This window comes from Campylobacter magnus (genome assembly GCF_028649595.1).
Lineage (GTDB): Bacteria > Campylobacterota > Campylobacteria > Campylobacterales > Campylobacteraceae > Campylobacter > Campylobacter magnus.
The window spans coordinates 54,070-68,035 of the sequence record NZ_JAQSLK010000001.1; the positions used below are offsets into that span (position 1 = coordinate 54,070).

Below are 13,966 nucleotides of genomic sequence, written 5' to 3' on the forward strand. Positions count from 1 at the left end.
AATGTGAGAGAAGTAATTTCAACAGGAAATGCGCTTGTAGCAAAAGCTGCTATTGAGTGCGGATGTAATTTTTTTGGCGGCTATCCTATCACTCCAAGTAGTGAAATAGCTCACGAAATGAGCGTGCTTTTACCAAAACAAAGAGGCACATTTATCCAAATGGAAGATGAAATCTCAGGTATCTCAGTAGCACTTGGTGCTGCGATGAGTGGAGCAAAGGCGATGACAGCTAGCTCAGGTCCTGGAATTTCTTTAAAATCTGAGCAAATCGGTCTTGGCTTTATCGCTGAAATTCCACTTGTTATAGTAAATGTTATGCGTGGTGGCCCATCAACTGGACTTCCAACTCGCGTAGCACAAGGCGATATTTTACAAGCAAAAAGCCCTAGCCACGGCGACATTTGCTCACTAGCAGTCGCTCCTGGTAGTATCAGTGAGATTTATACTGAGACTATTAGAGCATTTAACTTGGCAAATAGATTTAGCACTCCGGTTTTCTTGCTGCTTGATGAGACTATCGGTCACATGCAAGGCAAAGCTTTCTTGCCAGAGGTTAGCGAGCTAAAAATTGAGCCGCGCCGTGAGTTTAAAGGCGATCCAAAAGACTATAAACCTTACGAGGCAAAAGAAGATGAGCCAGCTACACTAAACCCTTTCTTTAAAGGATATCGCTATCACATCACAGGACTTCACCACGGCCCAACAGGCTTTCCAACAGAAGATGGAGTGATAGTAGATTACAATATCAAGCGTCTATTTAACAAATTCCACGCTCACTTAGATGAGATAGACAACTACGAAGAATACAAGCTTGATGATGCTGATATTTGTGTGATTTGCTACGGAAGTGTTAGTCTAGCGGCAAAAGAAGCGATAAACAAAGCAAGAGAAGCAGGTATAAAAGTAGGGCTATTTAGACCTATTACTCTATGGCCAAGTCCAGAAAAAAAGCTAAAAGAAATCGGTAAAAAATTCAAAAATATCTTAGTAGCTGAGCTAAATATGGGGCAATATTACAGCGAAATCGTGCGCTGCACACTAAGAGATGATATGAAAACATTATTTAAAGCAAACGGAAGACCGCTAAGCCCAAGCGAAATTCTAGCTAAAATCAAGGAGTTCTAAGATGGCATTTAATTATGATAAATATTTGCGCACAGACAAAATGCCTACACTATGGTGCTGGGGCTGTGGCGATGGTGTAATTCTAAAAAGCATAATCCGTGCTATCGATGCGATGGGCTGGGATATGGACGATGTGTGCCTAGTAAGTGGTATAGGCTGTTCAGGACGCATGAGTAGCTATGTTAATTGCAACACAGTTCATACTACTCACGGACGCGCGATTGCTTATGCAACTGGAATTAAGCTAGCAAACCCTAAAAAACATGTAATCGTAGTAAGTGGCGATGGTGATACACTAGCAATCGGTGGTAATCACACAATCCACGGATGTCGCAGAAACATAGATATAAATCACATTCTAGTAAATAACTTCATCTACGGCCTAACAAATAGTCAAACAAGTCCTACTACTCCACAAGGATTTTGGACTGTTACAGCGCAGTGGGGAAATATAGATCCAAACTTTGATGCAGCTAAGCTTGCTATTGCAGCAGGTGCGTCATTTGTAGGTCGCCAAAGCATTATTAACCCAGCTCAGCTTGAAAAACTATTTGTAGAGGGCTTTAAGCATGAGGGATATAGCTTTTTTGATGTGTTTTCTAACTGCCACATTAACCTAGGTAGAAAAAACAAAATGGGCGAGGCTGTCCAAGCGGTAAAATGGGTAGATAGTAGAACTGTAAGCAAATCAAAATTTGAGGGGCTAAGCGAAGAAGAGCGCAAAGGACTATTCCCGCTTGGTGTGCTTCACAAAGACGAGAGCCGCATAGAATACTGCAAAGCATACTCTATGGTTCAAGAAGCAGCTGCTACTAAGGGCAAAATTAACTTTGAGGAGATAGTAAAATGACGCAATTAAGATTTGTTGGTGTTGGCGGTCAGGGCGTTATTTTAGCAGGTGAAATTCTCTCAGCTGCCAAAATCGCTGATGGCGGATATGGAATAAAAGCAAGCACTTATACCTCACAAGTGCGTGGCGGTCCTACAAAGGTTGATATTTTGCTAAGCGATGATGAGATACTTTATCCTTATGCAAACGAGGGCGAGATAGACTTTATGCTTGCTACTGCGCAAAAAAGCTATGATGCTTTTAAAGACGGCGTAAAAGAAGGTGGCATAATCGTAATAGAGCCAAACCTAGTAAAACCAAGCGAAGAAGACAAAAAACGCTGGAAAATTTACAATATTCCTATCATCTCAATTGCCAAAGATGAAGTAGGAAATGTGATCACTCAAAGCGTGGTAGCACTTGGTGTGGCTATGGAATTTACTCATGTAATGGACATGGAAAAAGTGCGCCAAAGAATGCTTGATAGCGTGCCTGATAAAGTGAAAGCCGCTAACGAAAAAGCCTACGAGCTTGGTATAAAATACGCAAAAGAAGCTAGGGGATAATTTCTTTTAATTAAATAAATCTAGAATTTCTTATGGAATTCTAGATACTTTCTTTTTATTCTACCTTATTTTTATATTTTCAAGATGATTTAGGAAATTCTAGATGAGAATTCTAGTTTGTAGGAATTCCAGATTGGGAATTCTAGTTTAGGGAATTCTAGAATTCCTAGGCTTTTTGGGGGTTAGGGGGTATTTTTTATCTTAAGGAATTTTAGTTTGTAGGAATTTTAGAATTCTAGAATTTTCTACGCTATATTAAAATAAACTTAATTTCATCTATTTTTAAGTTTATTTTAATGGGGGGGGGTATAATAAGAGCTTATTTTACAAAAAAGGTAGGCTATGAGTATAGAAGAAATTTGTCAAATCGCCCAAATCGAACCTAGCGATGAAAATAAAGAAATAATTGAAAAGTATACTAAGCATATCATTGCTTGGATAACTAGCGATGAGTTTAAGCAAAACTGGGCTCATAAGCCTTTTCCACCGCTCATTAATCCAGCTGTTATGGACTATGCAGGCTCAGATGCCTCTCATGCGTGGGTACTAAATCTGCCGCTGCCTAAATACTATGATTTTGTAGTATTTGGAGCGCATGCTAGTGGCTTGCACTCAGCCATTCCTGCTTTTCTATATCTTTGCGGCTGTGGTTTGCGAACGATGTATCTAAGAGAAATGGATGGTCAAAAAGACGAACATAAGGGCAATAAAGGCAATTATATCCGCATGTATGACGAGCTAGTATTAGCAAAACAATTAAAAGACCGCGGAGATATTAAATATGCGTTTTTACAGCTTAGTGACTTGTGCTTGGATAAAGATGGAGTGAAGTTTTTTAGTCTTGTTGATGCTAGCAAGGCTTTGCATGTAGTAAAAGATCCACTTGAAATCATAAAATCACACTCTGCTTGTCCGCACCGCCTAGAAAAACTTGGCTTTAAAGACAGCGATGAGAGCGTGCCTCTTGGTGTGTTTTTAGATACTGATCCAAAGGAGTTTGCCAAAAATCATATTTTTTACAGCTCGCCTAATGTAAAAGACTGGACGATAGAACGCCCAAAAATGCCTGATATAAATAGTGCTGAGGGCTGGATAATGGATGGGGCGCAAAACTTTCATAATGCGCTTATGTTTGCTTTGCTAAAAGGTAGTTTGAAAGTTGTTAAATTAAAACAAACTAATGATTTTATAGGCGATAAATGTTTTGATACTATGAAGGAAGTGGCGGAGTTTTTGGGTATTGATGCACCAAAAGAACAAGATAGGTGGCTTTTTGAGAAGCGTGTGAGTGACTATAAGCATTTTTTGCCACTTAGAGTATATGCAAATGATGAAATGAGTGTGTTTGACGGCTCAAATGCTAGAAAAATAAGCTTTGATAAAAGTGCTTATTATATGGACAAAGTTAGCAAAGAAGTGGTAGAAAATAGTGTAGAGTTCATTATCTCCACGGCTTTTAGCGACCTTAGTGCTAGGGCAAGCGACCAAGATATCAGCGAGCTTTTTGAGCTAGGCGATGATGTGATGAGAGTGTTTATCCGCCTAAAAGATGCTATAAAGCTGCTGAAAAATCCTAATTTGCTCCAAAAAGCTAAAAAGTATATAAAAATGCTAACAAATGAAATAAAAGAACAAGCAAAGATTGAAAATACAAAGAAATTTAAAGCAAGTGATTTGCTAGAATATTTAGAAAAACACCCAAAAATTGCCTTTGATTTAAAAGAAATTTTAGAGCAAGATTTGAGTGTTTTAATGGCAAACAAACCTGAAATTATAGATGGTTGGCAGACTTATCAGGACTTTTTAAAACTTTGTGAAAAACTGCAAAAAGAACAAAAAGATATTGAGCTAAAGCCTATGATGAGCAATTTATCTGTTTGTCTAGCTCTTATGGATAGCAGACTTGTAAAGAGCGTTTAGAGATGAAAATTCTAGGGAATTCTAGAATTTCTCTGACTTCAAAACATATCAAGGATAAAAATGGGGCAGATTATTTGGATAAATGGCTTAGCTGGGGCTGGTAAAACTACTACTGCAAAAGCTCTGGTAGCTAGACTAAAAGAACTACAAAAGTTAGGCGAGCTAAAAGACGATGGTGTGATTTACACAGATGGCGATGAGTTTAGAACTATTTTTAAAAGCATTGGGTATAGCAAAGAAGCTAGAATACAAGGCTCTAAACAAAGAATAGCACTCAGTATAGCCTTAGCAAAGCAAGGTTTTTGTGTAATTGATGCTGCAATAACACTTTTTAATGAATGCTACGAAAATAACCGTAAAATGTGTAAAGAAGCAAATATAAAATATACTGAAATCTTTATAGACTGCCCATTTGAAGTGCTTGAAAGCAGAGATCAAAAAGGACTATATAGCGGTGCTAAAAACGGCACTCAAAAAGATGTAGTGGGCGTAGATATAGCCTATGACATACCAAATGCTGATGTAGTGCTAAATGGTGCTGGCGATGTAAAACAAAATATAGAGCAAATTGTAAAATATCTAGGTTTGTAGATGAATATAGCAGTCGTTTTAGCAGCTGGTAGTGGTAGCAGGATAGCTAGTGATACACCAAAGCAATATATAGAGATTTTAGGCAAACCGATACTTGCTTATACCTTAGAAATTTTTGAAACAAACAAAAATATAGATGCTATTTTGGTGGTAACAAATGATTTTGATAGAGTTAGAGAGATTTGCGCTACTTATCATATATCAAAGCTTAAATGGCTATGTGCTGGCGGGGATAGTTTTCAAAACTCGGTTAAAAATGCTGTATTTGAGCTAAGGGATAAAATAGCAGATGATGATATAGTTGTAATTTCATTTGGTGTGGCTCCGATGACCCCACAAGATGATATAGATGATGCTATCCTTGTAGCTAAAAAATATGGTAACGCTATAAGCGCAAAAGATATTGATCTTTGTACTTGCATAAAAGACAATGAAATTTCATCAAGTAAGAGCATTTTAAGAGAGAGCTTAAAAGGCTTTGCTAATCCTTGGGCTTTTAAATATGCTGAGCTATTTTTGGCTTATGAATATGCGATTGAAAAGGGAATTCTAGAACAAATCGAGCCGCATACGACTTCACTTTATTTTGAATTAGGCAAAAAAATATATTTTTCAAAGTGCACTAGTGCGCAAGCAAAAATCACTTATAAAAGCGATTTAGAGCTTTTTGAGGCTTGGGTTAGATTTAAAAGGACTTAAATGTTAAATTATAAAGAATTTGAGTTATTAAAAGATTTGTTGGAGACTTCATGCATCGCTGATATAGCAAAAAACTCTAAATATGAAGTGTTTGAAGATGAAAATGAAATAAATGAAATCATAAAAGAACTAAGTAGTAGAGGTTATTTAGAGAATTTTATTCTTAGCAAAAAAGCTCTTAGCGAACTAGAAAAGTATAAGGTAAAAAATGCTGTAATTTTAGCAGCTGGTGGGGATGAAGTATCTGCTAAGTCTGTTTATTCTATGCCAAAAGGACTTTTTGTAAAAGACAATGAAACCTTGATAGAAAGGCAGATTAGGCAATTACACGAAGTGGGCATTGATGATATTACAATAGTAATTGGATATAAACAAGAGTTGTTTTTCTTTTTAGAAGAGAAATGGGGCGTAAAACTGCTAATCAACCCAGATATCAAAAAAAATAATATTTATTCTTTGTTTATAGCAAAAGATAAACTAAGTCAAACTTATATTTTAAACTCTGATAATTATTTTACGCAAAATCCTTTTAGTAAGTATGAATATCACGCATTTCACGCTACTGTTTATAAAGAAAATACAAAAAATGAGCTTTTTATAGAAAAAAATGATTTTAGCAGAATAACTAAGGTTTTTAGTGGAAAAAATAGTGGCGAGTGCGTATATGGACATGCTTTTTTTGATAATAATTTTTCTAAAACTTTTAAAAAATACTTAGAAAACCAAATAGATGATTTTAGAGTTTGTATGTTATTTTGGGAAGAATTTATTTATAAAAATATAAAAAACTTAGATTTATACGCTCATAAATATAATGATGATTTTGTTTATGAGTTTGATAGCATTTCGCAGATACAAAATATAAATACTTTATTTTTAGATACTGTAAGCCAAAAGATAAATAATACAATTTGCGCTGTGTTTAAATGCCAAAAAGAAGATATTAAAAATATACAAATACTACAAAAAGGCTTAACTAATATTTTATTTACATTTGAAATAAAAGATGAAAAATATATTTTTAGATATCCGGGTGATTCTAGTCAGTTTTTTATATACAGACAAAACGAGTGTGTAGCACAAAAAATAGCAGCTAGTTCTGGTGCTGATGGGACTTTTGTCTATATAGATGATAGTGGGATGAAAATCTCTAAATATAGACAAAATTGTATAAACTTAGCAGATATTTACTACAAAGATATAAATTTTATGAAAGAAGTAGCTAGAAAAATTAGGCTTTTTCACGAAGCAGGACAGGCTAGAAATGACTTAGAGCGCTATTTTTACGACCCAGTAAAAGAGTGCGAAAAGCTATTTTTTGAAGCTTCAAAAATCAAGGGAAATTTGTTTGATATTTTTAAAAAAGAGTGGCAAGAAATAAGGCTTCTACAAAAATACGCCGATATGGATGGATTTAAAAAAACTATGTGTCACAATGATATAAATATAGACAATATCTTATTAAGCGATGAAGGTATAGATATTATAGACTGGGAGTTTGCTGGATTTAACGACCCTGGATATGATTTTGGTCGTGTTATGGCTGGGCTTTGCTATGAGTGTGACGATGCTAGAATTGATGAGATTTTAGAGGCGTATTTTAGCAGACCTGCTAGTGCTGATGAGAAGCTACATTTCATGGCTTATAGTGCTATACATAATTGGTATTATGTCGGCTGGGCTTTGTATAAAGAGTCTATAAACGAAAGCAGCAGGGACTGGATGATATTTTTTTATAAACAAAGCAAAAAGCTACTTTCTTGGTGCTTGCTACGATATGAGAAAAAATATAAAATTTCTAGGGAATTCTAGTTTATGGAATTCTAGAATTCCTAGGCTTTTTGGGGTTAGGGGGTATTTTTTATCTTAAGGAATTTTAGTTTAAGAATTCTAGATTGTAGGAATTCTAGTTTAGGGAATTCTAAATTCTGTGAATTTTAGATTGTAGGAATTTTAGATTTTGGGAATTCTAGAATTCCTAGCTGTATTTTCATAAGGAATTCTAGATTTTAGACTTGGGAATTCTAAATTTTGGGAATTCTAGAATTCCTACTTGCTGGCGATTAGTTCCATTGGATTTATATGATAGTTTTTTTGCGTGACTTCAAAGGTCAGGTCTCGCTCAACCCTGCCTATCACATAGCCTTTTTTTAGTCTTGAGCCTACTTTTATGGTTGGGGCGATTTTGCTAAGGTGCGCGTATATCGTGTGTATGCCATCCTTGTTTTCTACAATCACTACTTTTTGTAGCAAAGAGGTTTCTTTGGCAAAGACTACCTTGCCATCAAGCACATTTTTTACCACAGCATCGCTCAAAGCCGAGCGAAGCACGACTGATTCGTTGAAAATCTTGATTTTATATATAGGATCAGTATAGTCGCCAAAGGCTTGTTTTAGCGTGAATTTTTCGAGCGGTGCTATGGTTTTTGCACCGGTGTAGCGTTTGACTTGGCTCATTTGGTAGCTTGAGCCTACTTGACGCACATCATTTTTGGCTGTTTTTTGGCTTTGGCTAGCTAATTTTTCATTATTTTTAGCTTTTTTGGCTTCTTCTAATTTGGCTTTTTGCTGGGCTCTAGCTTTTTCTTCTTCTTCGTTTTTAGCGATTATTGCTAGTTTTTCTAGGGTTTTTCTTAGTTCTTCTTGGTCAGCTTGGATAGCGCTTAGTTCTTTTTCGTAGCTATCCTTGTCGCTTTTTAGCTGGGCTAGGTCTTTTTTTTGCTTTGTTTGTAGGGCGATTAGCTTGTCTTGTTTGCTGCGAAATTCTGCTAAATCAAGCTTTATAGCACCTATTTTATCGGTTTGGGATTTGATAGAGTTTATTGTTTTACTATAGTCTTTGGCGATTTTGTTTACTTCGTTTTGTGAGTCTTTGGTAAGGGAGTTTAAAATTTCAGCTGAGATAATGCTCTCTTCGCTTTCTATGTAGTTTTTTGGCACTATTAGATCGTAGGCAAAACGCTTTGAGATGATAGCTAGCAAGGACGCTTCTATGCGTTTTTGTTCGGCTACTAGGTCTTTGTTTTGCGCTATTAGTGTATTTAGCGAGGCATCAGCTGCTTTTGCGCTGCTTTCTAGCTCTTTTACTTGCACGCTTAGGGCTGAGATTTGCTCGGCTGTTGTTTTGACATTTTCTTCGCCACTTAGTATGCTTTTTGCCAGCTCGTCAAGCTTTTTGTTTAGCTTTTTTTCTTGTTCAGCTTTGGTTTTTAGATTTTGCTTGGTGCTTTGAGTTTTGTTTGCTGTTGTCCCAGCAGCAAAAAGAGTAGCACACACTGCCAAAATAAGTAAAAAAGCCCTAAAAATCATAAGAAGCCTTTGAGGCAAGCATTACTACGCTAACTGTGATGATAGAAATGCCCACACTAGCAGCTAGCAAAATTACTGCATCTTTTACTATATCGATACTTGGCATACTAAATCCTACGCTAAAAAGCACAGATGAAAGCAAAGATGGAGCAAAAATATATATAACACAAACCAGCGCAGTCGCTACTATACTATCACCTATGGCTAGTTTGTATAGCCTAGATGCTTTTAACCAAAATGAAGCCCCAAGATCACTCATAACCTCTATCCTGCGCCTGTGCTCGTAAAGCCAAATGCGCATTTGCTTGAAAATCAGTGTAATTCCCATAAGCGCAATGAGAGCTGTAAAGCCCTGAGCTACAGCTTTAAATAGCACTAGCATTCTATATACTTTATCGTGAGTTTTAGCAAAAGTTTCTACCTTGCTAACCCCTTCAATGCCTAGTAAATCACGCTCAATTTTTGCCATAAAAGTAGGGCTAGGCAAAATATTTAGCTTGATTGAATAAAACTTTGGCAAGGAATTTTCTAGCTCTTTTAGGTTTTTATCACTCATTTGCCCTTTTAGGCGGTCTAAAACAGGCTTAGCATCAAGTAAAATTGCGTTTTTAAAACTAGGAATTCTAGATTTAAAAACTTCATCGCTAAGCTCTTTTTGGCTAACTGCGATGATATTATACTCATCACTCATTGAGCTTTCATAATCGCTTAAAATTTTGCCAGCTACCACGCTAAACTCTATAGCAAAAAGTAGCACAAATAGAGGTAAAATCACGCCAAAATGGTTTTTTAAACTTCTCATTTTCTAGCCTATTTCTATTACTTTGCCATCTTCTATCTCAAAGTGGCGGTAGCTCATGCGTAGGTTTGTGGGAATTCTATGAGTAACTACGATGATAGAGGCATTTAACTCTTCTCTAGCTGAGCGAAGTAGCTTCCAAATAATCTCACTTGAGTACTCATCCAAGCTTCCAGTTGGCTCATCACACAAAAAAAGCTGTGGATTGTGCGCTAGTGCTCTTGCTACTGCTACTCGCTGCTGTTCGCCACCTGAGAGCTGCATAGGATAAGCATCTGCTTTGTGAAGTAAATTTACTACTTTTAGCATTTTTTGGGCTTGTTTTTTTGATATATTTTTTGAGTAGCCTTTTATAAGCAGTGGTAGCATTACATTTTTTTCTATGCTCCACTCATCAATTAGCTTAAAGTCTTGAAAAATCAGCCCTAGCTTTTGGCGGAGTTTTGCTAGCGAGCTAGAGCTTATGTTATTTAGCTCTTTTAAGCAGACTCTTAGACTTCCACCAGCGCAGGGTAGGGCACCATAAAATGAGCGAATTAGCGTGCTTTTGCCAGAGCCACTTTTGCCTGTTATAAACACAAAGTCCTTTGCATTTATACTAAAACTAGCGTTTTTTATGATGGGCTGAGATTTTTCGTAGCAAATGCTTAGATTTTTTGCTTCTATTATTGTTTGCACAAAATTTCCTTTAATTTTTCATGCGCTTTTGCGTTTGCCTTTGTTGCTGGTGGGGCAAAGATATAATTTATGTGTTTATTTATCAGCAAATAAACATTACATGGTGCGTAAAAATCGCCCATGCTCAATTTAAGTAGCAAGCCAGTAGGCCCTACATGCAAGCTTAAAAAATGCACAAAAAAGTCATCAAATTTCAAAGTAGCTGTGTTAAAGTTGCTTTTTAGTTCGTCTTTTAAGCCCTCTTTTGGAGAGTTAAAACTAAAATCAAAGTTTTGGCATTTTTGTAATAAATCTGTATTTTTATCGCAAATATAAATCATATCATAAATATCTTTATCTTGTTCTCTCCATCTTGCTTCGTATTTACTAACTATCTCAAGTTGGCGGTCTTTTATTATACGCAAATTAGCATTAGGTAGTTGCATGAAAAGCTCTACTGCGTCTTTAAAAAACTCTTTATCATCGCTTCTTAGCTCAAACTCTCCGTTTTGGATGAGAATTCTATTTAGTTCTTGGACGAAGTTTTTATTTAGAACACGGCGGCTTGGGCTTTCATTCCATGGCACTGGAAAGTGCATATAAACTAGGCTAAAAAGGTCGTTTTTAAACATTTCGCTTAGCTGGCGGATATCAGCGTTTGTAAAAAGCACATTTTTTAGCCCCATTTCATTTGCTATTTTGCTGGCTTTTGCGACACCTGGGCGGTAGATTTCTACACCTACAAAAAGCACATTTGGCATTTCTTTTGCGCGGTAAAGTAGGTGAGAGGCAGACCCAAAGCCGATTTCTAGGCGAATTTCTTTAAAATACTCTAAATTCCAAATCCCAAAAAGAGTAGGAAAATCAAATCCATGCCCATTTTCATTGCCGTTTAGCACATTTGCTAGTCTTTCTGGCTCAAGTACTAGTGGCATTTTTGCCGGTGTTTTGTTGCTTGTAGTATCACTCATGATATCAAAGGCATAGTTTTGCTTAAAAGTATTTAGTACCATGTGAAGGTGGCTAGTGTTTGTTGGCTTTGTATTTTTATCGCCTTTTACTACATATTCACCATTTGTTTTTTTTGAGATACTTATGAAAAAAGCACTATTTTCAAAAGCAGTAAGAACTAAAAAATTCCCAGTATTCTTGCCATCTCTAAGCTCTTCAAAAGAGCTTTTAAACTCACAGCCGTTTATGCTGGCTGGGAATTCTAGTTTACTTAGTTTTTTACAAACGAAATTTGGCATTATTGTAACTCTATTTTGGCAGTTTTGCTTTTATCACTCTCTAAGCCGTATTCATCTATGGCTGAGACTTCATATTCATATTTTTGAGAGCTTTGAACATTGCCATCAAAGTAACGGGTATCATTTACTTCTATAGCCTCATTACCTAGGTTTGAGCTTTTATAGATTATGTATTTTTGTGCTCTTGGGACTGGATTCCATGCTATATCAATGCCTCCGTTTGTATAAGATGACATTATTATATATGGCTGTTCTGGTGCGCTTAGGGTTGCTCCCTCTACGCTAGAGCTTGGCTTTTGCCCCTCTAAGCCACTAGTATCTACAGCTGTCACCTTATAAAATCTAGATGAACCATTTGTGCTTATATAATCATCATAGCTAGTTTCTTTTGTGGTGCCTAGCTTGGTTGCTGGCAAAAACTTTGAGCGAGAGCTGTAAATTACATAGTGGTCTATATCATCTTGGGCTGGGGCTTGCCAGCTTAGCGTGATTTTTTTAGGTTGATCTAGGCTTGCGCTTAGATTTGTTACTGGTAGTGGTAGAGCCTTTGTAGTAGAGTTTTGTGCTCCACTTGGTTCGCCTAGCACACCATCACTTGATTTTGCTCTAACTCTGTAATCAAAGCTTTCTTCAGGCTTTAATCCGCTATCTATATACTCAGCACTTAGTCTGCCCTTTACTTCAGCGATTTTGCTCCAGTTATTTGCGCCTGCTTTGCTACGCTCTATTACATACGAACTTACCCTTAAATCCTCATGCGGAGACCAAATGATTTTGGCTCTTAAAGGTAGGTTTGTGATAACTTGAGTAAACTCCACAGCAGAAAAAGATGAGAGAGTTTGTATAGTGTATATGCTGCCCATTTGCGAGTGAGCGCCGTCTTTGTCATAAGTACTCATAGCATACTGATAGTTAGTGCTTGGCTCAAGCCTAGTATCTACATAGTGCGTGCTAAATCTATCTTTTATGGTTGCAATTTTTTGTAGTTCACCGCCGTCTTTGGCGCGGTATAGGTTGTATCCAGCGACTTTTGGATCTTCGCTTCTCTCCCACTCAAAGGCAATCTGCGTCATTTCACTAATTGTATTGAAGTTTGAGATAGTAGCAAGCTCTGCATTTAGCGTCTCTTTCTTGCTTGCCTGCAAACTAGCTAAGGCACAGCCACTGATTAATAGGCTCAAAGCAAGAAAGCACAAAGTTTTTAGTAAGTTTTTCATTTAAAGTCCTTGTATCCACACCAGTAAGTGCGGCAAAATCATCCTCTAAAGGTGCGCAAAAGCTCATCATTTGCCCTGTGCGTGGGTGTTTTAGCTCTAAAATATAGCCGTGTAAAAAAACTCTCATTATATCGCAAGAGCCCTTAAAACCATATAAAACATCGCCTAAAATATGGCGATTTATGCTAGATAAGTGAACTCTTATTTGATGCGTTCTGCCTGTGAAGAGCTTTGCTGCGATGATATTTGGCGTGTTTTTTTGAGGTGAGTTTTGCGAGTTTTGAACTTCATCTAAAAAAATATTACAAAAGGCTGATTTTGCGTATTTTGCGCCGTTTTTACCTAGCGGATAGACAGCCTTTTTTAGCCTGTTGTTTTCACATCTGCCAATGGCTCTTTCTACTACGCAATTTTGCTTAAGTGGCAAATCGCAAAGTGCGATATAGATGCGAGAAGCAGTCTTTTGCTGCAGCTGTGAGCTTAGTTCTGCACTAGCAAAATCGCTTTTTGCTACGACCATTACGCCACTTGTATAACGATCAAGCCTATGGACAATCCCAGCTCTAAACTCTCCACCAAGCGTGGCTAGCTGCCTGCCGCTTTGCTTTAAAAAATCCACCAAAGTACTCTCGCCTTTTAGCGAGCTAGCCTCGTGGACTACTAGCCCTGAGGGCTTTGAGATTACCAAAATATCATCATCTTCATAAATAATCTTGATTTTTTCAAAAAGCTCACTAGAAATTCTAGAATTCTCACTAGGAATTCTAGAATTCTCACTAGGAATTCTAGATTTTTTTACTAGCACTTCATCGTTTATTTTTAGTTTATGAGATGGCTTTAAAACAGCCTTTTTATTTACGCTTACAAGTCCTGCTTTTATCGCTGCTGAAATGCTAGAGCGAGATGCCCCGGGCAAAATTTCGCCTAAAAACCTAGCCAAAAAACTATCAAGCCTTTGCGCATCATTACAGACGATTTTTTGAAATAAAACTTCATCACTCACA

13 protein-coding genes are annotated in these 13,966 nt (G+C 36.9%); 7 read left to right on the forward strand and 6 right to left on the reverse strand.

The features are described from left to right. Positions 1–3 precede the first annotated feature (3 nt). The 7 genes from PTQ34_RS00240 (at position 4) to PTQ34_RS00270 (ending at position 7,542) form a co-directional block, all read left to right on the forward strand. Complete coding sequence (locus PTQ34_RS00240) at positions 4–1,125, forward strand: 2-oxoglutarate synthase subunit alpha (RefSeq protein WP_273931466.1); 1,122 nt, start codon at positions 4–6, stop codon at positions 1,123–1,125. A gap of 1 nt (position 1,126) precedes the next feature. Further along, on the forward strand, positions 1,127–1,975 hold the full coding sequence (locus PTQ34_RS00245; RefSeq protein ID WP_273931467.1) for a 2-oxoglutarate ferredoxin oxidoreductase subunit beta: 849 nt from the start codon (positions 1,127–1,129) through the stop codon (positions 1,973–1,975). Beyond that, the gene (locus tag PTQ34_RS00250) at positions 1,972–2,520 is read left to right on the forward strand and encodes a 2-oxoacid:acceptor oxidoreductase family protein (protein ID WP_273930445.1); all 549 of its coding nucleotides are present in this window, start codon (positions 1,972–1,974) and stop codon (positions 2,518–2,520) included. Before PTQ34_RS00245 ends, PTQ34_RS00250 begins: the two co-directional genes overlap by 4 nt. 342 nt (positions 2,521–2,862) lie before the next feature. Then, the gene (locus PTQ34_RS00255) at positions 2,863–4,440 is read left to right on the forward strand and encodes a DUF2972 domain-containing protein (protein ID WP_273931468.1); all 1,578 of its coding nucleotides are present in this window, start codon (positions 2,863–2,865) and stop codon (positions 4,438–4,440) included. A 60-nt stretch (positions 4,441–4,500) separates the two neighbouring features. After that, positions 4,501–5,031 carry an adenylyl-sulfate kinase gene (locus tag PTQ34_RS00260; protein ID WP_273931469.1) on the forward strand — a complete coding sequence of 177 codons (531 nt, stop codon included), beginning with the start codon at positions 4,501–4,503 and terminating at the stop codon, positions 5,029–5,031. Beyond that, entirely contained in the window at positions 5,032–5,730 is a 699-nt protein-coding gene (locus tag PTQ34_RS00265; protein WP_273931470.1) for an IspD/TarI family cytidylyltransferase, read from the forward strand. It abuts the gene before it with no gap. Continuing rightward, positions 5,731–7,542 (forward strand): phosphotransferase, encoded by a 1,812-nt coding sequence (locus PTQ34_RS00270; protein ID WP_273931471.1) that lies wholly within the window; start codon positions 5,731–5,733, stop codon positions 7,540–7,542. It abuts the gene before it with no gap. A 237-nt stretch (positions 7,543–7,779) separates the two neighbouring features. Here PTQ34_RS00270 and PTQ34_RS00275 read toward each other — a convergent pair whose 3' ends face one another. The 6 genes from PTQ34_RS00275 to PTQ34_RS00300 are packed head-to-tail and all read right to left on the reverse strand — an operon-like array spanning position 7,780 to position 13,965. Continuing rightward, the gene (locus tag PTQ34_RS00275; RefSeq protein ID WP_273931472.1) at positions 7,780–9,039 is read right to left on the reverse strand and encodes a murein hydrolase activator EnvC family protein; all 1,260 of its coding nucleotides are present in this window, start codon (positions 9,037–9,039) and stop codon (positions 7,780–7,782) included. Beyond that, positions 9,029–9,841 (reverse strand): cell division FtsX domain-containing protein, encoded by an 813-nt coding sequence (locus PTQ34_RS00280; protein WP_273931473.1) that lies wholly within the window; start codon positions 9,839–9,841, stop codon positions 9,029–9,031. The genes PTQ34_RS00275 and PTQ34_RS00280 overlap by 11 nt, the downstream gene beginning before the upstream one ends. A 3-nt stretch (positions 9,842–9,844) precedes the next feature. Then, entirely contained in the window at positions 9,845–10,516 is a 672-nt protein-coding gene (locus PTQ34_RS00285) for a cell division ATP-binding protein FtsE (protein WP_273931474.1), read from the reverse strand. Next, the gene (trmB, locus tag PTQ34_RS00290; RefSeq protein ID WP_273931475.1) at positions 10,504–11,745 is read right to left on the reverse strand and encodes a tRNA (guanosine(46)-N7)-methyltransferase TrmB; all 1,242 of its coding nucleotides are present in this window, start codon (positions 11,743–11,745) and stop codon (positions 10,504–10,506) included. Before trmB ends, PTQ34_RS00285 begins: the two co-directional genes overlap by 13 nt. Further along, a complete protein-coding gene (locus PTQ34_RS00295) occupies positions 11,745–12,962 on the reverse strand; it encodes a fibronectin type III domain-containing protein (protein WP_273931476.1) in 1,218 nt (405 codons plus the stop codon). Before PTQ34_RS00295 ends, trmB begins: the two co-directional genes overlap by 1 nt. After that, complete coding sequence (locus PTQ34_RS00300) at positions 12,892–13,965, reverse strand: RluA family pseudouridine synthase (RefSeq protein WP_273931477.1); 1,074 nt, start codon at positions 13,963–13,965, stop codon at positions 12,892–12,894. Before PTQ34_RS00300 ends, PTQ34_RS00295 begins: the two co-directional genes overlap by 71 nt. Position 13,966: the final 1 nt, after the last annotated feature.

What these genes read in the sequence shown, in the direction of transcription:
- trmB (WP_273931475.1), bottom strand. Translation starts at nt 11,745, where the DNA reads ATGCCAAATTTCGTTTGTAAAAAACTAAGTAAACTAGAATTCCCAGCC.
- PTQ34_RS00270 (WP_273931471.1), top strand. Translation starts at nt 5,731, where the DNA reads ATGTTAAATTATAAAGAATTTGAGTTATTAAAAGATTTGTTGGAGACT.
- PTQ34_RS00260 (WP_273931469.1), top strand. Translation starts at nt 4,501, where the DNA reads ATGGGGCAGATTATTTGGATAAATGGCTTAGCTGGGGCTGGTAAAACT.
- PTQ34_RS00245 (WP_273931467.1), top strand. Translation starts at nt 1,127, where the DNA reads ATGGCATTTAATTATGATAAATATTTGCGCACAGACAAAATGCCTACA.
- PTQ34_RS00255 (WP_273931468.1), top strand. Translation starts at nt 2,863, where the DNA reads ATGAGTATAGAAGAAATTTGTCAAATCGCCCAAATCGAACCTAGCGAT.
- PTQ34_RS00265 (WP_273931470.1), top strand. Translation starts at nt 5,032, where the DNA reads ATGAATATAGCAGTCGTTTTAGCAGCTGGTAGTGGTAGCAGGATAGCT.
- PTQ34_RS00275 (WP_273931472.1), bottom strand. Translation starts at nt 9,039, where the DNA reads ATGATTTTTAGGGCTTTTTTACTTATTTTGGCAGTGTGTGCTACTCTT.
- PTQ34_RS00295 (WP_273931476.1), bottom strand. Translation starts at nt 12,962, where the DNA reads ATGAAAAACTTACTAAAAACTTTGTGCTTTCTTGCTTTGAGCCTATTA.
- PTQ34_RS00250 (WP_273930445.1), top strand. Translation starts at nt 1,972, where the DNA reads ATGACGCAATTAAGATTTGTTGGTGTTGGCGGTCAGGGCGTTATTTTA.
- PTQ34_RS00280 (WP_273931473.1), bottom strand. Translation starts at nt 9,841, where the DNA reads ATGAGAAGTTTAAAAAACCATTTTGGCGTGATTTTACCTCTATTTGTG.